General features: G+C 30.1%; 21 protein-coding genes. 15 read left to right on the top strand and 6 right to left on the bottom strand.

The annotated features are described in order from the left end of the window. Positions 1–86 precede the first annotated feature (86 nt). The 4 genes from K9L97_03000 to K9L97_02985 form a co-directional block, all read right to left on the bottom strand. Complete coding sequence (locus tag K9L97_03000) at positions 87–512, bottom strand: TRAM domain-containing protein (GenBank protein MCF7871979.1); 426 nt, start codon at positions 510–512, stop codon at positions 87–89. A 101-nt stretch (positions 513–613) separates the two neighbouring features. After that, positions 614–1,555, bottom strand: a complete 942-nt coding sequence (gene radA / locus K9L97_02995; GenBank protein ID MCF7871978.1) for a DNA repair and recombination protein RadA — start codon at positions 1,553–1,555, stop codon at positions 614–616. A 33-nt stretch (positions 1,556–1,588) separates the two neighbouring features. Next, positions 1,589–1,912 carry a hypothetical protein gene (locus tag K9L97_02990; GenBank protein ID MCF7871977.1) on the bottom strand — a complete coding sequence of 108 codons (324 nt, stop codon included), beginning with the start codon at positions 1,910–1,912 and terminating at the stop codon, positions 1,589–1,591. A gap of 219 nt (positions 1,913–2,131) precedes the next feature. After that, positions 2,132–2,917 carry a patatin-like phospholipase family protein gene (locus K9L97_02985; GenBank protein MCF7871976.1) on the bottom strand — a complete coding sequence of 262 codons (786 nt, stop codon included), beginning with the start codon at positions 2,915–2,917 and terminating at the stop codon, positions 2,132–2,134. 56 nt (positions 2,918–2,973) lie between these two features. Here K9L97_02985 and K9L97_02980 point away from each other — a divergent pair, with 56 nt between their 5' ends. The 5 genes from K9L97_02980 (at position 2,974) to K9L97_02960 (ending at position 7,402) form a co-directional block, all read left to right on the top strand. Beyond that, positions 2,974–4,005 (top strand): mRNA surveillance protein pelota, encoded by a 1,032-nt coding sequence (locus K9L97_02980; GenBank protein MCF7871975.1) that lies wholly within the window; start codon positions 2,974–2,976, stop codon positions 4,003–4,005. Further along, the gene (locus tag K9L97_02975; GenBank protein MCF7871974.1) at positions 3,999–4,775 is read left to right on the top strand and encodes an inositol monophosphatase; all 777 of its coding nucleotides are present in this window, start codon (positions 3,999–4,001) and stop codon (positions 4,773–4,775) included. Before K9L97_02980 ends, K9L97_02975 begins: the two co-directional genes overlap by 7 nt. Beyond that, a complete protein-coding gene (locus K9L97_02970) occupies positions 4,772–5,650 on the top strand; it encodes a hypothetical protein (GenBank protein ID MCF7871973.1) in 879 nt (292 codons plus the stop codon). Before K9L97_02975 ends, K9L97_02970 begins: the two co-directional genes overlap by 4 nt. Positions 5,651–5,727: 77 nt before the next feature. Continuing rightward, positions 5,728–6,543: a hypothetical protein gene (locus K9L97_02965; protein MCF7871972.1), complete on the top strand. Its 816-nt coding sequence runs from the start codon at positions 5,728–5,730 to the stop codon at positions 6,541–6,543. Positions 6,544–6,619: 76 nt separating this feature from the next. After that, on the top strand, positions 6,620–7,402 hold the full coding sequence (locus K9L97_02960; GenBank protein MCF7871971.1) for a hypothetical protein: 783 nt from the start codon (positions 6,620–6,622) through the stop codon (positions 7,400–7,402). Positions 7,403–7,582: 180 nt separating this feature from the next. On the opposite strand, the gene cysS is transcribed toward K9L97_02960, so the two are convergent. Further along, positions 7,583–8,971 (bottom strand): cysteine--tRNA ligase, encoded by a 1,389-nt coding sequence (gene cysS / locus K9L97_02955; GenBank protein MCF7871970.1) that lies wholly within the window; start codon positions 8,969–8,971, stop codon positions 7,583–7,585. Positions 8,972–9,054: 83 nt separating this feature from the next. Between cysS and K9L97_02950 the strand changes: the two genes are divergently transcribed. The 7 genes from K9L97_02950 to K9L97_02920 all read left to right on the top strand — a co-directional run bounded on the left by K9L97_02950 (position 9,055) and on the right by K9L97_02920 (position 20,963). Beyond that, on the top strand, positions 9,055–10,590 hold the full coding sequence (locus K9L97_02950) for a phenylalanine--tRNA ligase subunit alpha (protein MCF7871969.1): 1,536 nt from the start codon (positions 9,055–9,057) through the stop codon (positions 10,588–10,590). A 75-nt stretch (positions 10,591–10,665) separates the two neighbouring features. Beyond that, the gene (locus K9L97_02945; protein MCF7871968.1) at positions 10,666–11,283 is read left to right on the top strand and encodes a TIGR00725 family protein; all 618 of its coding nucleotides are present in this window, start codon (positions 10,666–10,668) and stop codon (positions 11,281–11,283) included. Positions 11,284–11,293: 10 nt separating this feature from the next. Further along, positions 11,294–12,967, top strand: coding sequence for a phenylalanine--tRNA ligase subunit beta (pheT, locus tag K9L97_02940; GenBank protein ID MCF7871967.1), 1,674 nt, complete (start codon positions 11,294–11,296; stop codon positions 12,965–12,967). A gap of 891 nt (positions 12,968–13,858) precedes the next feature. Then, positions 13,859–15,097 carry an ORC1-type DNA replication protein gene (locus tag K9L97_02935; protein MCF7871966.1) on the top strand — a complete coding sequence of 413 codons (1,239 nt, stop codon included), beginning with the start codon at positions 13,859–13,861 and terminating at the stop codon, positions 15,095–15,097. A 1-nt stretch (position 15,098) separates the two neighbouring features. Beyond that, on the top strand, positions 15,099–16,670 hold the full coding sequence (locus K9L97_02930) for a metallophosphoesterase (protein MCF7871965.1): 1,572 nt from the start codon (positions 15,099–15,101) through the stop codon (positions 16,668–16,670). A 20-nt stretch (positions 16,671–16,690) separates the two neighbouring features. Beyond that, the gene (locus K9L97_02925; GenBank protein ID MCF7871964.1) at positions 16,691–20,152 is read left to right on the top strand and encodes a DNA polymerase II large subunit; all 3,462 of its coding nucleotides are present in this window, start codon (positions 16,691–16,693) and stop codon (positions 20,150–20,152) included. Positions 20,153–20,285: 133 nt separating this feature from the next. Further along, positions 20,286–20,963, top strand: coding sequence for an SDR family oxidoreductase (locus K9L97_02920; GenBank protein ID MCF7871963.1), 678 nt, complete (start codon positions 20,286–20,288; stop codon positions 20,961–20,963). A gap of 204 nt (positions 20,964–21,167) precedes the next feature. Here K9L97_02920 and K9L97_02915 read toward each other — a convergent pair whose 3' ends face one another. Beyond that, a complete protein-coding gene (locus K9L97_02915; GenBank protein ID MCF7871962.1) occupies positions 21,168–21,575 on the bottom strand; it encodes a translation initiation factor IF-2 subunit beta in 408 nt (135 codons plus the stop codon). Positions 21,576–21,835: 260 nt separating this feature from the next. Between K9L97_02915 and K9L97_02910 the strand changes: the two genes are divergently transcribed. From K9L97_02910 to K9L97_02900, 3 genes are all read left to right on the top strand, one after another. After that, positions 21,836–22,243, top strand: a complete 408-nt coding sequence (locus K9L97_02910; GenBank protein ID MCF7871961.1) for a hypothetical protein — start codon at positions 21,836–21,838, stop codon at positions 22,241–22,243. 376 nt (positions 22,244–22,619) lie between these two features. Continuing rightward, on the top strand, positions 22,620–23,195 hold the full coding sequence (locus K9L97_02905) for a TATA-box-binding protein (GenBank protein MCF7871960.1): 576 nt from the start codon (positions 22,620–22,622) through the stop codon (positions 23,193–23,195). 74 nt (positions 23,196–23,269) lie between these two features. Then, positions 23,270–26,443, top strand: coding sequence for an ATP-binding protein (locus tag K9L97_02900; protein ID MCF7871959.1), 3,174 nt, complete (start codon positions 23,270–23,272; stop codon positions 26,441–26,443). The last annotated feature ends 12 nt before the right edge of the window (positions 26,444–26,455 follow it).

Genomic DNA, 26,455 nt, shown 5'->3' with positions numbered 1-26,455 from the left:
AGAGTTTATTTAAATTTTATTATAAATGAAATAAATTTTTTTATTAGTTGTTTGAAGAATATTAAAAAAAATAAAAGAAGTATTTTTTAATTTTTATCTTCGTCTTCGTCTTGTGAATCTTCATCAAAATTCGAGTTCTCTGATTGTTCTTCTGATTCTTCGCCGAAATCTTCTGAATCTTTTGATTCGTCGTAGTTAAATTCTTCTTCTCTACGAGCAGGTGTTGCTTCTCTTATGCGTTCTTTTTGTTCTTGTTGAGGAGGTTGCGCTTCAGGTATTGGTCCTTCTGGTTTTCCAATGACTTCTGCAAACCCCACTGCTTTTAAGACTCTTGTAATTTTTATTCTTACTTCGTCGTTTTCTTTCACTCCCGGAACAAATAGAACAAATCCATCTTTTTTTGCCACTCCATCGCCCTTTTCTCCAACGGCTTCTATCCTTACATCCAACTCATCTCCTTCATTTACTGGAGGAGCTCTGTTAAAACCTTTTCTATCTCCAAATCTTTGCATTTCCTTATTTCACCTATATCTTAAGAGATTTCTCTCTCTAACACCAAAAAGAACTATTTCTTTAAATAATTTTAGGAATAAATAATGAAAAAAAATAAGTTTTAAGCTTCTTCAAGTCCTGATTCTGTTATGTTAAATATGCATTCAGCATCAGGTAAATTTGGAGAATCTATTAATTTTGCAACTCTTGTATTCTTTTTTCCTTTCCTTAGATATATTCTAAAAGTGGAGTTATGACCGACTATGTGTCCCCCTATTGCTTCTGTTGGATCACCAAAAAATGCATCGGGCTTTGCCATAACTTGATTTGTTACATATATTGCTAAATTATATTTATCTGCTAGTTGTGCTAATGTTCTCATGTGCTTATTTATTTTTTGTTGCCTTTCTGCTAATGTTCCACGACCAATAAATTCAGCTCTAAAATGTGCAGTTAAAGAATCTACTATTATTAGTTTTACTTTTGAACCTTCTTTTATAAGGTCTTCTGCTTTTTCTGCAAGTATCATTTGATGGTCTGAATTGTAAGCTTTGGCCACTTTTATGTTTTTTAATACATCTTCAGGTTCTAAGTCTAGACCTTTTGCAAATTGCGTTATTCTTTCAGGTCTAAATGTGCTTTCTGTATCTATATATACAGCTACTGCTTCAGGATCTTGTTTTTGTATGCTTACAGCCAGTAAATGACCTATTTGTGTTTTTCCAGAACCATATTGTCCGAAGCATTCTGTTATTGCTCCTGTTTCAAATCCACCGCCCATCATATCGTCAAAGCTTTGACTTCCAGTACTTATCTTTTGAACTGTGTCTCTTCTTTTTAGAACTTCTATTCCTGTTTGAAATCCCATGTTTAGGTTTTCTCTTGCAGATTGTATCATTTTTCTTGCTACTGCTTCTGATACTCCTGCAGCATCAACTAATTGTCCTATGCTTGAAACAGCTATTGATAATAAATCGTCGTATCCTGCAGCGGATAATTTATCTGCTGTTGCGGCACCAACGCCCGGTAGGTCTGTTACTTTTATACTCTCATCTTCTTTCATAGTTTACACCTCTGTGTTTATTATTTAGATTGTTTAATCGTCTTCTTGCTCAGTATCTTTTAGTGCTAAAAACTCGTATGCTTTGTTTAATACGAGTATTGCTTTAGGCAAATCTGATGTTCTCAGAGAACTTGTATTTTGCCAGTTTCCTTCTTTGTCAAGATAACTTCTTCCAAGATTTACTGTTCTATAGAAAATTTCTTTTCCATCTTCAGATTGGCTTGTGTTAAGCCATATCGTTGCAGAAATTGATCCAGCTATAAATTTTTTTTCTGGATGTTTTTTTCCTAATATGTCTTTTACAGATGGTGCTTTTACACCTATTCTGCCTGCTTCATCTATTTTTTTTTCTTCCATTTATATCACCCTTTGCTTTTCGCTTTTTATTTCATCACACCAATTTAGATGTGGGGTACAACACATTTTGTGTCATGCATAATAGATAATCTTTTTTATTTATATAGTCTGTGTGTGGATGTCCAGTGAATAATCCGAAAACAATTATTTTCCATATGAACAATAAATGTTTTGAAAAAATAATATTCCGATTCAACTCAAAAAACACTGCAGAAAAAATCAAATAAATTTTTTAAAAATCCTCTTTCTTACTAATTTTTTAGCTTCTGCTTCGCCTAAAAATATCATTTCTAAAAACCTCTCTTTTTTATATTCGAACATACCATAATCAGAGACTTCAGGTCTGCAGTAAATGAAATTATCCTTCGGAAAATCAGAGACCTCTCTTTTTACAATTTTATTTTGATTCAAAAAAATTATTTGATTTAATAAATCATAAGTTTTAGATTTACTTGTTATTTTTCTATTATAAAAAGAAACATCAATTGCCAAAACCAAATTACTCTTGTTGACCAAATTTATTGGTAAAGGATTAGAAACCGCCCCATCAACAAGAACAGCATCATCTAAAATAACGGGATGAAATATGCCTGGAACGGCTATCGATGCTCTAAGTGCATCAAAAAGAGATCCTTTAGAAAAAATAACTGCGTTCCCTGAATTTATATTAGTGGCTACAACTTTCAAAGGCATTTTTAACTCAGAAAAATTCTTAACTCCTATAAATGAAAGAACACTATTAACAATTTTAGTTCCATCTATTAAACCTAAAGAATTTATCTTAACATCTAACAACTTCAAAGGATTTTGTTTAAAAAAATAAGATTCTGTTTCTTCAATAGACTTTCCTGCCGCCAAACAAGCACCAATCAAAGAACCTCCAGAGCAACCAACTATTTCGTGCGGACTAAAACCTTTTTCATATAATTTTTTTAAGACACCGAGCTCTACAAACAATCTTGAACCACTACTACTCAAAACTAAAGATTTTCTCAAATTAGCCATATATTGAAAAAATATAAACTAAAATATATAAAGACATCGCTCTTTTAATAAGCCATATGAAAATATTAGGAAAAGATTTGAAAAAAGGAAACATAGGTATTCGAATTACAGATGAAGAAGATCTTTGGAGTTTATCCCATATAATATCCGAAGGAGACTTAATCAGAGGAAAAACCGAAAGAAAAATAAAAATAGGATCCGATGAAAACTTTAAAGTTGTAAGAAAAACAATATTTTTAAAAATCAAAACAGAAAAAGTAGAATACGAACCAGAAAACAATTCTTTAAGAGTTCTTGGAACAATAATAGAAGGACCGGAAGAAGTTTCTATAGGATCTCATCATTCTTTTAACATAGAAATTAGAGACACAATAAATATTGAAAAAAACTGGGCTTTATATGACTTAAAAAAATTAGAAGAAGCTACCAAACCAAAATCTCAAATATTGCTCGTTGCATTTGACAGAGAAGAAGTAATGTTTGGAATAACAAAAAGAAATGGATATGATTTACTGTCTGAATTTAAAGGAGACGTTCAAAAAAAAGATGAACAAGATGAAAAAAAAGGAAATTTCTACAAAGAAATAAGCAAACAAATAGAAGAATATAACTCCAGATACACCCCTGATAAAATAATAATTGCAAGCCCCGCATTTTGGAAAGAATATTTAGAAAAAGAAATAAATAAAGAAATAAAGAAAAAAATTCTCAAAGCAAACATAAGTGAAGTTAATAAAACAAGTTTTAATGAACTTCTGAAAAGGCCGGAATTAAACAAAGCTCTCGAAAACGAGAGAACTAGCAGAGAACTACAAGCAATAGAAAACATAATGACTGCAATAAACCATGAAAAAGCATGTTATGGAATAAAAGAAACTAAACAAAAAATAAATGAAGGTGCTGTAAAATTTCTTGTTATTTCAGAAAATATGTTAAAAAAAATGAAAGATGAAAACAAATACGAAGAGATAGACAATTTGCTAAAATTAGCCCAAAGCATGCAATCAGAAATATCTTTTATCATAGGAAAAGAACCGATGCAAAAACTTGATTCTCTAGGAGGAATTGCAGGTACTCTGAGATGGTAGAAATAAAAAAGTTTATGATAAAAACAGCTAGAGAAGCAGGAAAAATAGCTCTAAAAATGCGTACTAAAACAAAAATAGTAACTATAAAAGAAAATCCAAAAGATTTCGCGACAAATGCAGACATGAAATGCAATGAACTCATTATCAAAAAAATAAAAAAAGAGTTTCCTGACCACGGAATAATCTCTGAAGAGCTAAAAGAACATAACAAAGATGCAAAAATACAATGGCTTGTTGACCCTATAGATGGAACATTAGCTTATTCAAATGGACATGAAGGATATGGGGTTATGATTTCTTTAATGAAAAGCAACGAAATAACAAACACAGCAATTTATATGCCTGCTTTAAACGAAATGTACTACGCAGAAAAAAACAAAGGCGTTTTTATGAATGGACAAAAAATAAATTGTTCAACAGAAGAACAAATAATTTCAAGCACAGGGCTTTTATCAACAAAATTAAACAAAGAAAGATTAAATTTTGAAAAGAAACTCTACAAAGCAACAAAAGGAAATATTAGATTAAACTCTGGGTATTCTGTATGCAACTGGATAACTTACGTGGCGAGTGGAAAAGTTGACTGGATATTTATTCCTGTTGTAAACCCCTGTCCTTGGGATTCGGACACGGTGTATCTGCTTTTGGCTGAAGCCGGATGCGAAGTAACAGACAGCAAAGGAAATAAGTACAAAGCAGGTTGCGGTTCTCTTGTTGCTGCAAATCCAATACTGCATAGACAAATTCTAAAAATAACAAATGAAAAATGAACTCAAAAATTTTAGATAAAAAAGAACTCAGAAACATACCTGAAGAATTCCTAAACAAAATAATAGAAGAATCAAAAAAAGAAAATCAGGAAATATACTTAAAACTTGAAAAAAAAGATTTTAATGAAAAATCAAAAGAATTCAAAGAATATAAAAAAGTAATCAGAAAAAAACTCAGAACTTTATATGGTGTTTTTCAAAATCAACAATTAAATGAAACAAAAAGAAAAAAATATTTAGAAATTTTAAGAAAAGAAACAAAAGAAGAAAAAAACATACTTGAAAAAATATTGAAATCTCATCTTTCAACAAAAGAACGCATAACCTATTTTAATAGAGTTTATTCAAAAATAATTGAAATTTGCGGAAAACCAAAAAAAATCGCAGATTTAGCATGTGGATTCAACCCATTCTCCTATTTTTATTGGAATTTAAATTTAGAGTACCTTGCATCGGACATAAGCGAAATAGATTTGGACTTTATACAAAAATTCTTTGCGTCTCAAAATATTAAAGGAAACACAACATCTGGAGACTTAACAAATGAAAATTTTCAATCAAAAATAATAAAAAAAATAAGAGATTATGACACTTGTTTACTCTTTAAAGCTTTAGACAGCCTTGAATACTTAAAAAAAGGAAGTTCAACTAAATTATTGTTAAAAATACCTTGTAAAAATATAATTATAAGTTTTCCTTCAAAAACAATAAGCGGAAAAAACGTAATAAAAGGAAAACGCCATTGGTTCTTAGAAGCTCTAAAACAAAAGAATTCTGAAGGTTGGGAAATTCACGAGTTTGAAATAGGACCTGAAATTTACTACTTACTAAAAAAACCACAAACAGTACTTTCTAATAATAGTAAAAAAACGTAACATATATAAAGTAGTTAATTTTAATACAACATAAAAAGAGGTGGGGTTAGACCCTGACCGGTGGGGGGTAATGTAAAATGATTGTTAAAGATGAATTTTTAAGTAAATTAAGAAGATACTTCAACTTGAATTTGTATGAAGTTAAAATATGGACTGCTCTTCTATCAAGAGGTGTTAGTACTGCGGGAGAACTCTCAGACATAGCTAATGTGCCAAGAAGTAGAAGTTATGACGTTTTAGAATCTTTAGAAAAAAAAGGTTTTGTCGTAATGAAAATAGGAAAACCAATAAAGTATATTGCGGTTCCTCCAAAAGAAGTTCTTGAAAGAGTCAAAAAAAATGTGAAGAGTGATGCTGATAACCACATCAAGGCCTTAGAAAGCTTGAAAGGAACTGAAATTGTTGATGAATTAAATTCATTACATAACCAAGGCGTAGAACTTGTAGAACCTTCAGATTTGTCTGGATCACTAAAGGGAAGACATAATTTATACAACCACATAGATATGACTTTAAGAAACGCAGAAGAATCAATCACTATAATGACAACAAGCCAAGGATTCCTAAGAAAGGTTGAAGGATTCAAACCAGTTTTTGAACAACTTAAAAAAAGAGGAGTTAAAATAAGAATAGCTGCGCCTATGAATAAAGAAACGGAAAAGGCAGCAAAAGATCTAGCAGGTCTTGCAGAAATAAGACACACAACAGGCGGTGGAAGATTTATAGTTGTAGACGGTAAAGAAATTGTATTTATGTTAATGGATGATTCTGAAGTGCATCCGACATACGATATAGGTATTTGGATAAACACACCTTTCTTTGCTTCAAGCATACAAAGTCTTTTCGATGTTGCTTGGAAGGGTTTAAAAGAAGTTAAAGTTAAAGCCAAATAAAACACTCGTTTTATTTTTATTTTCTTATTTTTTATATAACACAAATTTAATATACTCTTATATCTAAAACAACAATATGAAAAAATATTTTGTTAGTTTATTATTATATTTGACTTCTACACTTTTTAGTCAAGAAGAACCAATCATTAATTCTTTAAATACCCAATCAATACATCATTTATTTTCTAAAAAAGAAGATGCTGAAAAATTCATAAACATAATTGAAAATCCACATTATGAAAAAAAATTTCCTTTGCACGCAAAAATTAAGAAAGAATCTTTAGAAAAAATTCTAATAAATCATCCTACAAACAATCTAGATTTATTAACGTGGATATCACAATCTGCACTAAAAGAAGAAAATTACAAGTCTGAGTTTTTAGAAAATAATAAAAATATGATATCCGTACTAAAGTTAGAAGATGAAGATTCGATAAAATATGATATAAAGACAACATTGTTATATAATAATTCTAAACTAAAAATAGATACAAACACAATAATCTTTCGTGGAGATATAAAACAAAAAGGATATTTTGTTGATTGGACTGCTACAAGCATAGGTATTTTAAAATATTATGAAAAAGAAGACAAAACGTATTTTTCCATAAAATCATATACTAGAAAAAACAACATAATATCGACGGTTGGTGGTTGGTTTAATATAGGTTGTGATCGTGAACCTGTGCCGGACAGCACCATATTAAAAGTTCAATTAGATGTTAACAAAGCAGTAAATTATCTTAAGTCTGAACAAATAATAAAAAAAGCTTATGAAGATTTAAAAAATAAAAAAATAACCTCAAAAAATCACGAATTGCTCATGAATGTTAAGTGTATAGAAACACACAATAAATAAAGGTGTAAATTAATGAAAATCCCTGCTCCGAGTCTATCTCCGCCCTAAAGGACGGAGCATTAAGAATCAGTCGTCAAGACGGGATTTTCAGATTGCGTGCTATCGACCTAAAAGTCGGGGTATTAAACCCCCTTCGCTAGCGCGCAATAAGCTAAAAAAATAAAATATTACGAAGTTTCATTAAATGCGTTTTATTTGATATGAATCTTTAGAATCCAAAATCTCGTATCCTTTCTGTTTTAATTCATCACGAAGTTTGTCTGATTCTTCCCATAATTTGTTTTGTTTGGCAACCCACCTTTTTTCTGCAATCAATTTTATTTCTTTAGGCACATCAACAATTTCTTCTTCAAGCAATTTAAGACCTAAAACTTTATCAAATTCTGTTACTAATTTTAATTTAGTTTTAGATCCAATTTCATCATTTAAACAATCCCAAATAATCGCTAATGCCTGAGGCGTGTTCAGATCATCATTTATTGAACTATTAAATTTTAACAAATACTCATTAAATTTTTCAGCTCTAAAATCTGAATTTTCTTTTTTTAATTCCAAGATTTTGTTCTTTAATTTTTTTAAACTATTTTTAGCGCCAATTAACGCTTCCCAACTAAATAATATTTTCTTTCTATAATGAGTTCCTAAGAGAAAATACCTATAATCTAACGGAGAATATCCTTCGTTTTTTAAAGTCTGCAACCTTAAAAAATTGTCTTTTGATTTAGACATTTTTTCTAAGTCTTTAACAACTAAAAATTCATTATGCAACCAATAATTTACCCATTTGTGGCCAAAAGCGCACTCAGCTTGAGCTATTTCATTAGTGTGGTGTATGGGGATGTGATCTATTCCTCCTGTGTGAATATCAAAAGTTTCTCCCAAATATTTTGAGCTCATAGCACTACATTCTATATGCCAGCCTGGAAATCCCACCCCCCAAGGACTATTCCATTCCATAGCGTGATTGCCGTGTTTGTGTCTTGTAAACCAAAGCACAAAATCTGTTTTGTTTTTTTTGTGTTCATCATGATCAACTCTTGATTTTTGAGAATCTTCATCTTGTTTTTTACCTATTAAATTCCAATAATTATCAAAATTTGCAGTGTTAAAATAAAGATTTCCTTCAGAAACATAAGTAAACCCTTTTTTTTCAAGCTTTAAATTCATATCAATCATTTCTTGAATGTGCTCTGTTGCTTTACAATAAACATCAGGATCTATTATATTAAGATCTTTCATATTTGAATAAAATGTTTCTGTGTAAAATTTAGCTATATCCCACACCGTTTTTCCTTCTCGTTTAGCACCCTTTTCAAGTTTATCCTCTCCTTCGTCAGCATCATCACTGAGATGGCCAACGTCAGTTATGTTTATAACGTGCTTTACCTTATAATTGTTAAATAAAAAAACCCTCTTTAATATATCTGCAAAAACATATGCTCTTAAATTACCTATATGTGCATAATTATAAACTGTTGGACCGCAACTATAAATGCCGACCTCTCCATTTTTTATTGGTTTAAAAATTTGTTTTTCTTTACCTAGTGAATTTGTTAGTTTTATTTCCATTAGAACTAAAACACACCCAAATTATATAAATTTATTCTTGAAAATGCAAAAACATTATATAATAAATGGTTAATACGAACTGCATGTCAAATATTATATCAGAATTAACCAATTTAGAACTAAAAATCCTTCCTTTATTAGTTAAAGAAAAAAAGCTTGAAAAAATAGTTAAAATATCTAAATTAAAAGATGTAGAAGTTCAAAGAGCTGCTCAATGGCTTTCAAATAAAGGTTTGGTAGAACTTGAAAAACAAGAAGAGGAATATGAAAATATTACGGATAGAGGAAGAACATATAAAAAAAACAAAGTTCCAGAAATCAGATTATTGGAATATTTAAAAAAAAACAAGAAAATTTCCAAAACTCAAATAATAAATAATAAAATTTTAGAACTAGAAGAAGTAGGTCCTACAATAGGAATTCTTAGAAAAGATGATGCTGCCACAATAACAAAGACAAACGAAGATTTGATATTTGAAATAACAAAAAACACAGAAAAAGTTTTAGAAAACCTGCAAAAAACAAGTCAAGCCATATTAGAACATGAATTTCCTATTAAAAGATCTGAATTATTATCTGCAAATTCAGAACATGACATTCTGCAACATGAAAAAAGAAACAATTTAAAGAAAGACAAAAAAACATATTGGTTTGCACACATAACTAATGAAGGAAAAGATGCAGCAAAGGAAATTAAAGAAGATTCTTCTGTTTATGAAGAAAGATTAACTTCTGCGATGTTAAAAGATGGATCTTGGAAAAATAAGAAATTTAGATCTTTTGATGTTCAAAGCAAAGTTCCCCACAAAAATAAAGGAAGAAAACATTTCGTGAATGAAGCAATAGAATACATGAAATCATTATGGCTTGAAATGGGTTTTGAGGAAATGGAAGGAACAGAATCTCAAAGCGCGTTTTGGGATTTGGACGCATTGTTTGTTCCTCAAGACCATCCGGCAAGAGAAATGCAAGACACGTTCTATTTAGACTTAGAAAACGCAGAACTTGATTATGAATTGTTTAAGAAAGTTAAAGCTGTACACGAAACTGGAGGAGAAACGGGTTCAAAAGGTTGGCAATACGATTTTTCAAAAGATGTAAGTAGGCAAGTTCTTTTAAGAACTCACACAACAGTTCTTAGCGCATTAACCATAAATAAATTAAAAGAAGAAGATTTGCCGAAAAAATTCTTTAAAATTGGAAAAGTGTTTAGAAATGAAGCTGTTGATTGGAAACACTTATTTCAATTTCAACAAGTTGAAGGAATAGTTGTAGACCCGAATGGAACACTTGCAAAGTTAAAAGGATATCTCAAAGAATTTTTTGGAAAAATGGGTTATAGTGATGTAAGAATAAGACCTGCATATTTTCCTTATACAGAACCAAGCGCGGAAGTAGAAGTATATAACCCTATAAAAAAACAATGGGTAGAAATGGGTGGTTGCGGCATATTCAGACCTGAAGTTACAAAAACACTTATGGGTTTTGAATGTCCTGTTCTTGCTTGGGGATTAGGTATGGAAAGAATAATAGTTTCTTATTATAATTTAACAGATCTTAGAGATCTGTATAAAAATGATCTTGAACAATTAAGAAATATGAAAGCGTTTTTAAAATGAAGAGGTAAAAAAATGGATAAAAAACAAAACAAACAGAAAGATTACTCAACGTTAAATTATCAAAAAATAAAAATTATGAAATCCAAGAGAAATATTGTTATTGCAGTTTTGGGTTCAAGCAAAGTCATAACTACAAAGAAAGCGTATAATTATGCTTATGAAGTCGGTCAAGAAATTGCAAAAAAAGGATTTGTTACATTAACTGGCGGCGGCTTGGGTGTTATGGAAGCAGCTCATAAAGGTGCAAAAAGCAAGAAAGGAACAACAATTTCTATAATTCCTTGGGAAGATATGAGTCGGGTGAATGATTACTCTGATTTTGTTATAGCGACAGGCATAGGTTGGTCAAGAGATGCTATAAATCTTAATAGTTGTGATGGTGCAATACTTGTAGGTGGAGGAGCAGGAACACTTAATGAAGCCACATATGGATATATGATGAGTAAACCAATTGTTGCATTGACACCTAGTGGGGGCATGGCAGAAGAACTAACAAACAAATATTTTGATGTCAGAAAAACAGAGTATATTTATGGTTCTAATTCCCCTATAGAAGCTGTTAATTTAATTATTAAATTAATTAAAAATAAACAAAAAAACAAAAAAATATCAATTAATACGAAATTAAAAAAAGAACTTAAAAATAATTGGAAAGAAGATAAAAAAATAATATTGAATAAAAAAATTAAATAATTAGAAAAAAATGCCGACAATAAAATTAAATAAAGAAAGAGTAAAAGAACTTATTGGTAAAGACTTGTCTGATGAAAAATTAAAAGAATTAATACCCTATTTAGGCACAGACCTTGAAGAAATTAATGAAGAGGAAATTGTAGTAGAAATTTTTCCAAATAGACCTGATTTGTTATCAGATGAAGGATTTTCTAGGTCTTTTGGTTCTTTTATAGGAGAAAAAACAGGATTAAAAGAATATAAATCTGAAAACAGCAAATATAATTTATACATAAAAAAAGAAGTTGAAAAAGTCAGACCATATACTGCATGCGCTGTAATTAAAGGATTAAAAATTGATGAAAATAAATTAAAAGACATTATAGAAATACAAGAAAAACTTCATGTTACTTATGGCAGAAATAGAAAAAAATGTGCTATAGGAATTTATCCTATGGAAAATATTAAATGGCCTATAACATATACTGCAAAAAAACCAGATGAAATAAAATTCGTGCCCTTGGAAAAAACAGAAGAATTAACTGGAAGACAAATTATTGAAAAACACGAAAAAGGAAAAGAATATGCACATCTTCTTGAAGGAAAAGAAATGTATCCTGTTTTTATAGATGCAAATAACGAAATATTAAGTATGCCTCCTATAATAAATTCTCATAAAACAGGAAAAATATCAGAATCTACAAAAGATGTTTTCATAGAATGTTCTGGTTTTAATTTTGAAGTGCTAAGTAAAGCAATAAATATTATTGTTACTGCTTTAAATGATATGGGAGGAAAAATATATGGTGTTACATTAAATTATGAACATAGTTCTCTGGGAAAAATAGTAACTCCAAAATTACAATTTGAAAAAACATTTCTTAACAAAAATTATATAAAAAAATATTTGGGGCTTGAGCTTTCTGATGAAAAAGTTGTTGAATGTCTTGAAAAAATGGGTTTTGGTGTGAAAGTTCAAAAACATTTTTTTGATGTATTTGTACCATGTTATAGAACCGATATTATTCACCAAATAGATTTAATAGAAGATCTTGCTATAGGATATGGTTATGATAATATAGAAGAAGATAATAATAGGGTTTATAGTTTAGGAAAGGAAAATTATTCAGAAAAAATATTTAGAAAGATAAGAGAACATTTTGTTGGACTTGGTATGAATGAAACCAATACTTATTCGTTAGTATCAAAAGAAATACAAACTAAATTAGTAGAAGATTTTGTTTGTATAAAAAATTCTTTTTCTTCTGAATTTAATTCAATGAGAAGAAATATAATGATCAATCTCCTCTATAATTTGAAAAATAATAAAATGTATGATTATCCTCAAAATTTGTTTGAAATAGGTGTTGTTTTTAAAAAGGATTCTTCTTGCAAAAATTTAATCAAAGAATTCAATAGTTTAGCAGTCATATTTTGTTTTGAAAATTCTAATTTTACAACTGCAAAACAAGCTTTAGATTCCTTATTTCAAGCTTTGGATCTTGAATATTATGTAAAAAAAGGGGATTTGAAGATTTATATGGAAGGAAGAAGTGGCAAAATAATATTTAATGATCAAATAATAGGACATGTTGGTGAGATTTCTCCAGAAGCTATTTCTTTATTTGAACTTGAAATGCCTTGTTCGGGATTTGAGTTGGAACTTGATAATTTAATCAATGTTTTAAAGAAAAAAAATAATTGAATTTGTAATTAAATTTATAGGTGTCACCCCTTCATTTCTTTTAGAGATTTTTTTTGTAAAAAAAGAATTCATTAAATTTTTGATAAAGATTAATAATTGTTATAATAATTATCAAATAATGGTTGTTAACTAATAATTGTTAATTAGTGAAAATTAAACACTACTTACTTTTGATTTGAATCTGACTTAATTATAAATTAACTTAATTATAAGTTAACTTGATTATAAATTAAATTTGATTTAATATCAAAAAAAAGATATTAATAAAAAGATATTAATAAAAAAAAGATAATAAAAAAATAAGATAACAATAAAAATGATTAACAATTATCAAATTAAATTCTTAAGAAGTCAACATCATTATTTAGTTATTTATTTGAATAATACATCATATTATAAAATGCGTTCTTATTTATTATATTAATAAAAAGAAATAAAGGAATAAAAAGGTTATCATTTATTATATTATTATAAACATTCTAATTATATTATATTATATTAATACAAAAATACAATTATATTCTATATAGAAGTTAATTCATCTTATTTGTTGCTGATTTTTTTTCAATGGAAATAAGTCAGTTTTAATACTGTTATTTAACAAATCTTATTATTATTTATATTATTATTATTTATATTATTATATTATACTCATAAACATATTAATATCAATAAAAGACTACTAAAAGACCATTAAAAGACTACTAAAAGACCACTAAAAGACTACATAAATATGATACAATCTCAAATCATTTTTTAAAAAAACATTTCCAAAGGAAATAAAGGGGAGTGTACTATATTTCCTATAAGATATATTATAAAATAGAAGTTCCAAAAGAAGAATATTTATATAACCACCATTTCCTCTGGAATTTTGTTGAGGGGGAAAAAATGGTACAAAATAATCTAAATAATTTTTTTGAAAAGTTCTTAAAAAAAGATTCTTTATTCAAAAACAAAAAAGTGTTACAAAGCTCATATATGCCAGGAGAAATAAATCATAGAGATGGACAAATAGAACAAATAGCTCAAATACTAGCTCCAGCATTAAAAAATGATAGACCATCAAACTTATTCATATATGGAAAAACAGGAACTGGCAAAACATTAGTAACTAAATATGTAGCTGATCAAATGGAAAATTTGTCTAAAGAAAAAGGAATACCTCTTCAAATATTTTACTTGAATTGTAAATTAAAAAAAATAGCGGATACAGAATATAGATTAATCGCTGAATTAGCAAGATTTTTTGGTAAAGCAATACCTCCAACAGGACTTCCAACAGATGAAGTATATAATGTATTTTTTAAAGCACTAGAAGATGAAGAAAAAACAATAATTCTTATAATGGATGAGATAGATCAGCTTGTAAAAAAAGCAGGAGATGAAATAATATATAATTTAACAAGAATTAATAGTGATTTAAAAAAATCACAATTATCAATAATAGGAATATCTAACGATTTGATGTTTGCAAACAATTTAGATCCTCGAGTAAAATCATCATTGAGTGAAGAAGAATTAGTTTTTCCACCATATAATGCAATACAAATACAAGACATTCTAAAAAAAAGAGCTGAAAATGCTTTCAAAGAAAATATATTGGAAGATGGCGTAATACAAAAATGTGCTGCATATGCTGCAAGAGAACACGGAGATGCTAGAAGAGCATTAGAATTATTAAGAGTTGCTGGAGAAGTAGCAGAAAGAAAAAATCAAGAAAAAATCAAAATAGAAAACATAGATGAAGCAGAAGACAAAATAGAAAGAGATAGATTGATAGATATGGTAAAAACCCATCCTAAACAATTTCAAGCAACATTATATCCTATTTTATTATTAGCGCAAAAAAAACAAAAAAATATATTTACAGGAGATATTTATGAATTATACAAAGACATCTGTCAAGTTGCAAGTTTAAGACCGCTAACACAAAGAAGAGTTTCCGATATTATTGCGGAATTAGATATGATAGGAATAATAAACGCGAAAGTAATAAGTAAAGGAAGATTTGGCAGAACAAGAGAAATATCTTTAAGCATAAGCAAATCTATTGAACGAAAAATAATAAATATATTAGACGAAGAACTAGGAATATCAGACTCTACAAGAGCAAAAATACAAGTCTAAAATGAAATCAAAAGAAATTCTATTAAATTTAATAGAGAAAGGAATTTTAGTAAATCCTGATATTATGGACAAAGAAATAGATTCAGATTTTCTAAACAATTTAATAAATCATTATGGATCCGAATTAGATATTTTAGATGAAACAAAATTAGAAGAATTCAAAAAGATTAATGAACAAAAAAATTCTTCAATAACAATAATAAAAAATTATACTAAGCCACCTAAAAAAAGGTCTTATCAAGATTTTGTAAGTGTTATAAATAGAAGATTTGAAACAATTTCAAACATTCTAATGATTAGGCAAGACATGATAGGAACTTCAAGCATATCAAGAGTTATGCAAAAAAATTCTGATGAACAAATATCTATAATTGGCATGGTTTTAGAAAAAAACATAACAAAAAACAATAATTATGTTTTAAAATTAGAAGACAAAACAGGTATTTGCACAGTTATAATAAAAAATGATGAAAGAAATAAAGAATTAGTTTCTATTGTTGATGACGTTTCTCTAGATGAAATAATAGGAGTCATAGGAAAAAAATTTAATGATGCCATATTTGCTCAAAAAATAATATTTCCAGATATACCCCCAACAAAAGAACTAAAAAAACAAAAAGAAGAAGAATATTTAGCAATACTTGGAGACATACATTTCGGTTCAAAAGTATTTATGAAAGAAGAATTTGAAAAATTTATCGAATGGACAAAAGGAGAATATGGATCCCCAGAGCAAAGAGAAATAGCAAACAAACTAAAATACATAATACACACAGGAGATTTAGTAGAAGGTGTTGGAGTATATCCCAGTCAAGAAGACGATTTAGAAATAATAGATATAAAAAAACAATATTCTCAAGCGGCAGAATGGCTTAAAAAAATACCAAAACATATAGAAATAATAATGATTTCTGGAAATCACGATGCAGGACGATTAGCTGAACCACAAGAACCATTACCTAAAGATATAACCGAACCTTTATGGAATATGTCAAACATGACAATTTTAAGCAATCCTTCTGTTGTAAATATAGGGAAAACAAAAGATTTTCCTGGTTTTGATTGCTTGTTATATCACGGCGGATCACTCATTTATTATTCTGAAAACATACCTAATATAAGAGCTGCTGGAGGACAAAAAAGATCAGATTTAATAATGAAATATTTATTACAAAGAAGACATTTAGCTCCAACACACGGTTCTACACTATATATACCTGATAAAGATGTAGACCCTTTAATAATAGATATAGTTCCTGATTTTTTCATTACAGGACACATACACAGAGCAAGTGTTAAAAATTATAGAAACATAACTATGATAAATGGTTCTTGTTGGACGCAAACAACAGACGATCAAATAAAAAGAGGATTAGAACCTCAACCAGCAAGGTTGCCTTTAATAAATTTAAGAACAAGAAATGTAAAAATGCTTAATTTCATGAGTAAAAAAACAAAAGAAAAAGAAGAGGAAATATTAAAGGAATTAAAAGAACAAAAAGAAAAAGAAGAAAAAGAATTAAAAGAAAAACTAAAGCAGATTAAAGACTCAGAAATAACAACAAATCAATAAAAAGAAAACAAAAAAATAAAATGATTATAGCAAGCAAAAAAACAAAAGAGTATTTTAAATTACTTAAAGATGAATCTCTCAAATTACACAAACTAGCGACAGAAGCAAGAAAAAAAAGTTATGATCCTGAAGATTTTGTGGAAGTAAAAATAGCAGAAAACTTAGCAGAACGAGTAGTTGGACTAATAAGCGCAGTAGCACCACAAATAGAAGGATCCGGAGCTATAGAAAGAATTTTAGAACTAGAAAAAGATATTTCTCCCCAAGATTGGAGGGTTGCCATGATTATTGCATTAGAAATAGCTCAAGAAAAATTCTGCAAATTTAAAGATGTTGTTGAAGCAATGGAGATAGGTATAAGAACTGGTTTTGCATATGTAACTTTAGGTGTTGTTTCTGCGCCACTAGAAGGCTTTACAGGATTAGAACTAAAAGAGAGATTGGACGGAAAAGGAAAATATATGTGTTTAAATTATGCAGGACCTATAAGAGCTGCAGGAGGAACTGGCGCAGCAGTATCTGTATTAATAGCAGATTACGTTAGAAAACACATGGGATATCAAGAATATGATCCCACAGAAAAAGAAATAAATCGATGCTCGGCAGAGTTGGAAGACTACCATGAATATGTTGCCAATTTACAATATTTTCCAAGTAAAGAAGAATCTGCATTTTTAATGAAAAACATTCCGGTAGAAATTTCAGGAGACCCTTCTGAGAAAAGAGAAATTTCTAGTGCTTTGTACAAAGACATACCAAGAATATCAACCAATCTGTTAAGAAGCGGATATTGTTTAATACACAGTTCTTGCATTCCTTTAAAAGCACCTAAATTATGGAAAAATTTGGTTAGCTGGAACAAAGATTTAGGCATGGAACATTGGTCTTTTTTGGAAAAATACATTAAAGAAGTACAAGCAAAAGCTAAAAGTAAAGGTAAAAAATCAAAAGCACAAGATTCAGCACCAATATATCCTGACTATACTTATGTGAAAGATTTAGTTGGCGGCAGACCTGTTTTGGGTCATCCTATGAGAAGTGGAGCTTTCAGACTTAGATATGGAAGATCAAGAACATCAGGATTTTCTGCACAATCAATACATCCTGCTTCTATGCAAGTTCTTAATAATTTTGTAGCAACAGGAACCCAATTAAAAGTAGAACGACCTGGTAAGGCTGCTGCTTATACTGCTTGTGATACTATAGAAGGACCCATTGTAAAACTCAATAATGGTGATGTTTTAAAATTTTCAAATGAAGATGATGCAAAGTTTCACAAACAAGATGTAAAAGAAATATTGTACGCAGGAGATGTGTTAATAAATTTCGGAGATTTTTTTGATAGAGCGCACAAGTTAATTCCTGCAGGTTACTGCGAAGAATATTGGATACAAGAATTTGAAGAAGCAGCAATAAATCTTTTTTGGACAATAGATTCTGAAAAATTATCTGAGTTGCTTAATATAGATTCTGAAAAAATAAATAAATTACTAAGTAAATATTTAACGACCAAGATATCTTTTCAAGCAGCAAAACAAATAAGTCAACTTTTAAATATTGCATTACATCCTCAACACACTTTTTTTTGGAAAGAAATATCTGCCGAGCAACTTAAAAATCTCAGGGTTTGGTTAAAATCAGGCACAGAAAACGAAGATAAATTCATATTAAAAAATTCAGATTCAAAAAGAACTTTAGAATTATTAGGTGTGCCTCACAAGAAAGAAATTAACAATTTAATTTTAGATATGGAGTTAAAAAATGTTTTATTTTATATTTTAAATCTAGATTCCGAGATAAATAATTCTTTGTTTGAATCAGAAAAAGATGTTTTAAAAATTATAAATTTGTTAAGTCCCATAAAAATAAAAGATAAATCAGGCATATTTATAGGATCTAGAATGGGCAGGCCAGAGAAAGCAAAAATGAGAAAATTAACAGGTTCTCCTCACGTTCTTTTTCCTGTCGGTGAAGAAGGCGGAAGGTTAAGAAGTTTTCAAGCAGCATTAGAAGCAGGAAAAATTCGTGCAGAAACAAAAATGTATTATTGCGAGAAATGTAATAAAGAAACACCTTTTAGAAGATGCGAATCTTGTGATAATAAAACTAAAGAAATTGAGAGAGAAGTATCTCAAATAAATATAAAAATACAAACAATCATGAATGATATGAAAAAAAGATTAAGGACAAACATAATACCTGATTTGATAAAAGGTGTGAGAGGAACAAGTAACAAAGAACATGTGGCAGAACACATTATGAAAGGAATCTTAAGAGCTAAACACGAAGTTTCTGTAAATAAAGATGGAACTGTAAGATATGATTGTTCAGAAGTCACACTAACACATTTTAAACCAAAAGAAATAAGGACTTCAATAAAAAAATTGTTGGATTTGGGATATGATTGCGATATTTATGGAAAACCTTTAGTTTCTGAAGATCAGATTTTGGAACTGAAAGCTCAAGACATAGTTATTCCTTGTAGTCCTTCAAGTCCTGATGAACCTGCTGATGAAATACTTTTTAGGACTTCTAAATTTATTGATGAAATCCTTGTAAATCTTTATGGTATGAAACCATTTTATAATTTAAACTCAAAAGATGATTTGGCAGGTCATTTGACAATCGGCCTTGCCCCACATACTAGCGCAGGAATAATAACCAGAATTATAGGGTTTTCTAAAACACAGGCCTTTTTCGCCCATCCTTATGTTCATGCTGCTATGAGGCGAGATTGCGATGGAGATGAGTCTTGCGTGACTTTAGCTTTAGATGCTTTCTTAAATTTTTCTCAAAAATATTTACCCAGCAGCAGAGGCAGCGTTATGGATGCACCTCTTGTTTTAACAACAGCAATACTTCCAAGCGAGGTAGACGATATGATATTTAATATGGATGTTGCTTGGAAATACCCCTTAGCGTTGTATAGATCCGCGGAAGCCTACGAAATGCCTTTTAAGATTAATATAAAAAGAATAGGTAATTTGTTAGATACAGAAGATCAATATGAAAATATGGGTTTTACTCACGACACCTCTGATTTTAATGAAGGCGTTCTTTGTTCTGCGTATAAATTATTGCCTAGTATGAGTGAAAAAGTTGAAGCCCAAATGGATTTAGCAATAAAATTAAGAGCTGTCGATGAAGCCGATGTTGCCAAATTAATAATAAACAAGCATTTTATTAGAGATACAAAAGGAAATTTAAGAAAATTTTCACTTCAGCAATTTAGATGTGTTGCATGTAATGAAAAATTTCGTAGACCTCCTCTTGCAGGCAATTGTACTAATTGTGGCGGTAAAATAATATTTACTATTTCAGAAGGTAGTATTGTTAAGTATATTGATTATTGTATGGATTTAGTTAACAAATATGATTTAGATTTATATACTAGGCAGGCTGTTGAATTAACAAAAAGAAGAATTGAGTCTGTTTTTGGCAAAGAAAAAGAAATTCAAACAGGTTTGGCTGGATTTATATGAATTTTATGTGTTCGTTTTTGATTTCGTGTTTTTTTGTTAGCAATACGTGTTTAAGCACGTAACTAAAGAATGTAAAATGCTTTTTAGTACTGCGGATGAAAAATTTATTAAATATTAGTAAGAGGTGGTTTTTTTGAATTTGAAAAACAAAGTGGTTTTAGTGACTGGGGGGAGCAGAGGTATAGGTGCTTCTATTTGTAAAGATTTTTCTAAAAAAGGTTGCAAGGTCGTTGTTTGTTATAAGAATGATGAATTGTCAGCAAATAAAGTTGTTGGTTTGTGTAACAAAGATTCTTTTTCTTTAAAATTAGATGTTTGCAGCGATTCTTCTATAAAAAATTGTGTTGATTTTTTATTAAAAAAGAATCTGCAAGTTGATATTTTAGTTAATAATGCAGGAGTTATAAGATGGAAGCGTTTTGAAAATCAATCTTTTGATGATTTAAACGATCAAGTCTTTTCTAATTTTTTGGGTTTGATGAAAAATACTCTTTCGTTTTTGCCTTTTTTAAAACAAAAAAAGAGCGCCATAATATTAAATATTTCCAGTATTGCCGCTGAATATGCTCCTGAAGAACTAGCTCCATATTCTGGCACAAAAGCAGCAGTAAAAGTTTTTACTAAAGCGCTTTCTAAAGAATTGCCTGACAATATCAAAATATACGGTGTAAGTCCCGGTCTTACAAGCACAGATATGACAAACCATAAAGGGGTTTCTCCTGAAAAAGTATCAAAAGTTGTTATTGGTGTTTGTTCTGGAGATATATTTTTAGAATCTGGCGCAGATATCGATGTGAGAAATCATTATTAGTTTTTTTTGTTTTGCGTGTTTTTTTTATTGCGCGCCATCCTAACAGGCTTAATATTTCGCTTTGCAAAAAAATGTTCGTTCATTTTTGTTGTGCCAGAAACTTTGTTTCTGTGCATTTAGGACGGAAATACACGAAGAAATCAGTTTTGATTTCTGTGTGCAAAAACTTTTAGTTTCTTAGCAGAATTGGAGCAGCGATTTTCATTATATTTTTGATGTAAATGTGTGTTTTGCTCCGCAAGCTTGACATTTCATGTAATATATGTCCCCTTCTTTATTTAGTTTAGTGTCTGGTTTGTTGCATTCCTTACAGATTACAAATTCATTTACGTAGTTAGTTATTGCATCATTTATTTTAGAAGCGGAAATTTTTGATCCAAAGATTACTGCTTGTTTTCTAAATATTCCTGGTGTGGCAAGTTCTCTTTGTACATATTTAAGAAGATGCTGCGCAGGTCTTGCTATGTGTTCTGCTATTTGGTTGAAGTTTGATATTATTGTTTTATTTCCTTCTATTTGTCCTCTAACTTTTGGAATTTCAAATCTCTCTGTATTTTTAGAAGGTTCAGGGATTTTTTCTCTGGCCTGTTTTAACATGTCTTCATAATTCATGTTTTTGAGAATTTGTTTTGTTTTTATAAATCCTTTGGCGTTTTTTTAATAAAATTTATATATTAGTCTTTTTAAATAGTTTTTATGAGTGAAAATTTAACTAGAGAGTTATATTGTTTTAACTGTATGAACTTAGTTAGATCTCTGATTAAATTTCACAAGATTAATACTCCTTGGGTATTGTGAGCCATTTGATTGTTTTGGGTTTGCGATGCGCGAGGAAGATTTCTTAGAGTGTTGTAATTCCATCAATTTTTTGAATGGTTCTTTTGCCTGTAGAGAAAACACAAAACCAACAAATAAATCCGGAGGTGGATAAAATGGGAGCATGTGTTACGTGTGGGCAGCAAATAACAAATCCGTTATGCCCGGAAAGGCTGGCTGAGCAAATGACAACTTGGTTGGCTGAATCAAAGCCAGAGTTAATTAAGGCTTTGAATAATAAGACAGATGAGTTTCTATCAAGAAGCTATGGCGATGATTTTTGCATAGTAACTGGTAAGAAAATGGATGTTTGTCCTTATTGTTACACGGAACACATTTTCAATTGGCTGGTTTCCTTGAAAGTATCATCCGAATTGTTGGCTGAATATATAACTTATTTTCATTTTGATGGTGGAAGGCTAGGTTATTATAGGAAGGCTGAACAACTGGGCGCAGTTTACTAGTTGTTGTTGTTGTGTTAGCTTCGAGTATATAAAAAATGAACTCGGAGCAACAATTTCTCATTTTTTGTGTTTTTTGTATACTGTTTTGCATTTATTTACCAGAAGTTCCAAAGGAAACAAAGGGGTGTCTTTTGTATACTGGCATACTTGTATTGGTATGTTTTTGGCTCTCGGGCTCTGAATGTGTTGTTTTCCATAGGAAATGAAGGGGGTTTGATGTTTGTAATGTGTGGTGTTTGAAAATATCTTTATTAATATAAAAGCATTTATAAAGAAGAGGGCATTTCTTTATAAATAAAAACAAGTATTTTTCCAGTGTAGAAAAATAATTAATACATAGATAATTGTCTGGATTTGCTTGAACGGAGGTATAAATATGCCCGTAAAAAAGAACACCGGCAAAGACTTTGACCCACACGAGAACATCACAGTTGTGAATATTGTTGTTTCTACCAGTTTAGAACATGATGTTCCTTTGGAGAAGATGGCAGCTACATTATCAAATACGGAATACAACCCGGAACAGTTTCCAGGTCTTGTTATTAGAATAAAGGAACCTAAAACTTCTGCACTCATATTCAGTTCAGGAAATGTGGTTTGCACAGGAGCTAGAAGTTTAGAAAAAGTTGATGAAAGTATTCAAAGAATAATTGAAAGTCTTGAAAAAATAGGTATTAAAATTAAAATAAAACCTAAGATTAATGTTCAAAACATAGTTGCTTCAGGCAACATAGGGATGGATTTGAATTTGAATACGTTAGCAATGAAATTAGACAATACTGAATATGAACCTGAGCAGTTTCCAGGTCTTGTTTACAAATTAATGGAGGCTAAAGCGACATTTTTGTTGTTTAGCAACGGTAAAATTGTTTGTACAGGAACAAAATCAGAAGAAATGGTTCATAAAGCAGTAGATATGTTAATTGAAAATTTGCTAAAATTAAAGAAATAATCGAAGGTTTTCCGGTTATTTACTAGTTAGTTTTTTCTTTTATTTGATTTTTTATACTTTTGAGGGGATGCTTATTGGATGCCAAAGAACAAATACAAAAATTTAATGAATTTTTTGACACCAATTATAGGGATATTTTACTTAGTGCTGCAAATAAAGGTGAAGAACACATTTCTATTCCTTTTTCTGATTTGGCAAGATTTGATGTTGAATTAGCCGAAGATTTATTAGAAACTCCTGAGGATGTCATTAAAGCTGCAGAATATTCTATTAGTAAATTCGAATTCGGTGTTGATGACGTCAAATTAAATGTAAGATTTTTTGATTTACCATCTTCTTCGCATCTTTCAGTCAGAGATATAAGAAGTAAGAATTTGAACAAGATGTATCAATTTAAAGGTTTGGTTAGGCAAAAATCAGATGTTAGACCGCAGGTTACTAGTGCTCGTTTTGAGTGTCCTAGTTGTGGTAATATAATTCCTGTTCTTCAGCTTGATCAAAAGTTCAGAGAGCCCAATAGTTGTAATGTTTGTGGTAGAAAGGGGAAGTTTAATCTTCTTAGCAAAGAGTTAGTTGATGCTCAAAAAATTGTTCTAGAAGAAGATCCTGAGGATATGCAGGGAGGTGAACAACCTAAAAGAATAAATATTTTTTTGAAAAATGATTTAGTAAGTCCCATATCTGATAAGAAAACAAATCCTGGTTCTAAAATTGTTGTTACGGGTGTAATTAAAGAAGTTCCTATAACTCTTCAAACAGGTGGTAAAAGTACTCGTTATGAGCTGATGTTAGAAGTTAATTATATTAATCCGTTGCAAGAAGAGTTTGAGACTTTGGAAGTTTCCAAGGAGAAAGAAAAAGAGATCTTAGCTTTGTCAAAGGATCCGCAGGTTTATGATAAGCTTGTTAGGAGTATTGCGCCTAGTATTTATGGTCATGATCGGATTAAAGAAGCTCTTTTGCTTCAAATGTTTGGAGGAAGATTAAAAGAACAAGATGATGGTGTTAAGAGAAGAGGAGATATTCATATTTTATTAATAGGTGATCCTGGCTGTATTCACGGAACTTCTCAAGTGGCTACTCATTCAAAAGGAATGGTTCAAATTAAAGACTTTGGAATTAAACACAAACAGAAAATAAAAGAAGCGTTATGTCAAATAAGGAAAGGGCCAAATGACAAGCCTTATGCGTTCACATCAAATTTTCAACATTATAAAAAACAACCAGTTCTCAAGATAAAAACAGAAACTGGAAAAGAAATGGTGTGCACATTTAATCAACCATTCATGACAAAAAAAGGTTGGACTCGTGCGGATCATCTTTCTACTGAATCGAAAATAAGAGTCATGCCAAAAATACCTAATAATGTAAAAAAATTGGTTGATACAGATTTTAAAAAAATAACTGCTGCAAATCAGTCGAAAGTAGTAGTGCTTCCCAAAAAATTAACCAAAGAACTTGCAGGTCTGTATGGATATATTTTAGGAGATGGCAATATCCATTCAAAAAAACAGAGGATTTCCTGTTACGTTAATGAAGAGGAACTTGATTTGATAGATATATTATCAAAATTTGTAATAAAAGAGTTTGGAATAAAACCATCAATATATAAAACTAAAAACTTAATAAAAGAAACCGAAATAAAAGAAAAAGGAAAAATAAGAAAAATAAACAGAGAACAAAAATTAACAACCTTGGATATAAACAGCAAAATAATAACAAATGCGTTAAGTTTTTTATCTGAAAAAAAAGTTCCTCAGAAAATTTTTTCAAGTAAAAAAGAAGTCGTTTCTGAATTTTTGAGTTGGATTTTTGAAGCTGATGGTTGTGTTTTTGGAAAAGGGCGTGGAAGTTTATCTGTTCAGTTAAAATCAAAAAATGAGCAATTGTTAAAAGATGTGCAAATACTTCTTTTATACTTCGGAATACAAGGGAGAATAATAGAAGACAACTTAACAATAAGAAGATCTTCGAATATAAAGAAATTTGCTAAAGAAATAGGATTTCAATCGAAGAAGAAAAAAGAAAAACTAAGACAAGTATTAGATTATATTAAAATAAAGAACAATCAACAAATGAGAGAAAAGCCTCAAACTTATGAACGCGTTGTTTCAATAGAATTAGAAGGTTTTGAGGATGTTTATGACTTTGAAGTTCCATCAACGAAATCATTTATAGCAAACGGAATATTGTGTCATAATTCAGGAAAATCTCAATTATTAAAAAGAGTGTCTATTGTTGCACCTAAAACTCGTTTTGTATCTGGCAAAGGTGCATCTGGTGCAGGGCTTACTGCTGCTGTTGTTCGTGATGAATTTACTCGTGGTTGGGCTTTAGAAGCCGGGGCTTTAGTATTAGCAAATAAAGGTATGGTTTGCATTGATGAGCTTGATAAGATGAGCGCGGAAGATACTAGCGCTATGCACGAAGCTTTGGAACAACAAAGCATTAGTATTAGCAAAGCTAACATTCAAGCTACTTTAAGGTCTGAAACAACCGTTTTGGCCGCGGCCAATCCAAAGTTTGGCAGATTCGATCCATATGAGGTTCTTGTTAAACAAATTGATTTACCGCCGCCTCTTATTAATAGGTTTGATTTAATTTTTCCTGTTAAGGACTTGCCCGATAAAGATAAGGACGAGCGTCTTGCCAGTTTTATTTTAAAATTACACAAGGATCAGATTTCTGAGGATACTCCTGTTAGTTCAGAGCTTATTAAGTTGTATGTTGCTTATGCAAAGCAAAGAATTCAACCTGTTTTAACTGAGCCTGCTATGAGTGAAATTAAGGATTATTTTGTTAGTATGAGGAATTCAGGGAGCGGTGATGAGAAGATAAAGTCTGTTCCTATAAGTGCTAGACAATTAGAAGGTTTGGTTAGGCTTTCTGAGGCAAGTGCTAAAACTAGGCTTTCTAAAACAGTTACTAAAGCTGATGCAAGAAGAGCTATTGATTTGTTGCATCATTGCTTGACTTTGATTGGTTTGGATGAGGAAACTGGAAAATTTGATATTGATAGGATTGCAACAGGGATAACTGCAACTCAAAGAGGAAACGTGCATACTGTTAAAGAGATTATTGTCGAGTTAGAAAAGGCACTTAATACGGATGTTGTTCCTATTGAAGATATTATTAGGGAAGCTGAGATTAAAGGTATGAGTGGTGATAAAACAGAAGAGATTTTGAACAATCTCAAAAGAAAGGGAGATATTTTTAATCCTAAACACGGTGTTGTTAAAAGGATGTGATTGTTGTTTGCA

The sequence above is a fragment of the Candidatus Woesearchaeota archaeon genome (genome assembly GCA_021735165.1).
Taxonomy (GTDB): domain Archaea; phylum Nanobdellota; class Nanobdellia; order Woesearchaeales; family 21-14-0-10-32-9; genus JAIPET01.
This window is presented reverse-complemented; position numbering and strand designations above follow the sequence as displayed.

What these genes read in the sequence shown, in the direction of transcription:
- K9L97_02905 (MCF7871960.1), top strand. Translation starts at nt 22,620, where the DNA reads ATGCCCGTAAAAAAGAACACCGGCAAAGACTTTGACCCACACGAGAAC.
- K9L97_02960 (MCF7871971.1), top strand. Translation starts at nt 6,620, where the DNA reads ATGAAAAAATATTTTGTTAGTTTATTATTATATTTGACTTCTACACTT.
- K9L97_02945 (MCF7871968.1), top strand. Translation starts at nt 10,666, where the DNA reads ATGAAATCCAAGAGAAATATTGTTATTGCAGTTTTGGGTTCAAGCAAA.
- K9L97_02970 (MCF7871973.1), top strand. Translation starts at nt 4,772, where the DNA reads ATGAACTCAAAAATTTTAGATAAAAAAGAACTCAGAAACATACCTGAA.
- K9L97_02930 (MCF7871965.1), top strand. Translation starts at nt 15,099, where the DNA reads ATGAAATCAAAAGAAATTCTATTAAATTTAATAGAGAAAGGAATTTTA.
- K9L97_02980 (MCF7871975.1), top strand. Translation starts at nt 2,974, where the DNA reads ATGAAAATATTAGGAAAAGATTTGAAAAAAGGAAACATAGGTATTCGA.
- K9L97_02935 (MCF7871966.1), top strand. Translation starts at nt 13,859, where the DNA reads ATGGTACAAAATAATCTAAATAATTTTTTTGAAAAGTTCTTAAAAAAA.
- K9L97_02950 (MCF7871969.1), top strand. Translation starts at nt 9,055, where the DNA reads ATGTCAAATATTATATCAGAATTAACCAATTTAGAACTAAAAATCCTT.
- cysS (MCF7871970.1), bottom strand. Translation starts at nt 8,971, where the DNA reads ATGGAAATAAAACTAACAAATTCACTAGGTAAAGAAAAACAAATTTTT.
- K9L97_02975 (MCF7871974.1), top strand. Translation starts at nt 3,999, where the DNA reads ATGGTAGAAATAAAAAAGTTTATGATAAAAACAGCTAGAGAAGCAGGA.
- pheT (MCF7871967.1), top strand. Translation starts at nt 11,294, where the DNA reads ATGCCGACAATAAAATTAAATAAAGAAAGAGTAAAAGAACTTATTGGT.
- K9L97_02985 (MCF7871976.1), bottom strand. Translation starts at nt 2,917, where the DNA reads ATGGCTAATTTGAGAAAATCTTTAGTTTTGAGTAGTAGTGGTTCAAGA.
- K9L97_02990 (MCF7871977.1), bottom strand. Translation starts at nt 1,912, where the DNA reads ATGGAAGAAAAAAAAATAGATGAAGCAGGCAGAATAGGTGTAAAAGCA.
- radA (MCF7871978.1), bottom strand. Translation starts at nt 1,555, where the DNA reads ATGAAAGAAGATGAGAGTATAAAAGTAACAGACCTACCGGGCGTTGGT.
- K9L97_02910 (MCF7871961.1), top strand. Translation starts at nt 21,836, where the DNA reads ATGGTTCTTTTGCCTGTAGAGAAAACACAAAACCAACAAATAAATCCG.
- K9L97_02915 (MCF7871962.1), bottom strand. Translation starts at nt 21,575, where the DNA reads ATGAATTATGAAGACATGTTAAAACAGGCCAGAGAAAAAATCCCTGAA.
- K9L97_02925 (MCF7871964.1), top strand. Translation starts at nt 16,691, where the DNA reads ATGATTATAGCAAGCAAAAAAACAAAAGAGTATTTTAAATTACTTAAA.
- K9L97_02965 (MCF7871972.1), top strand. Translation starts at nt 5,728, where the DNA reads ATGATTGTTAAAGATGAATTTTTAAGTAAATTAAGAAGATACTTCAAC.
- K9L97_03000 (MCF7871979.1), bottom strand. Translation starts at nt 512, where the DNA reads ATGCAAAGATTTGGAGATAGAAAAGGTTTTAACAGAGCTCCTCCAGTA.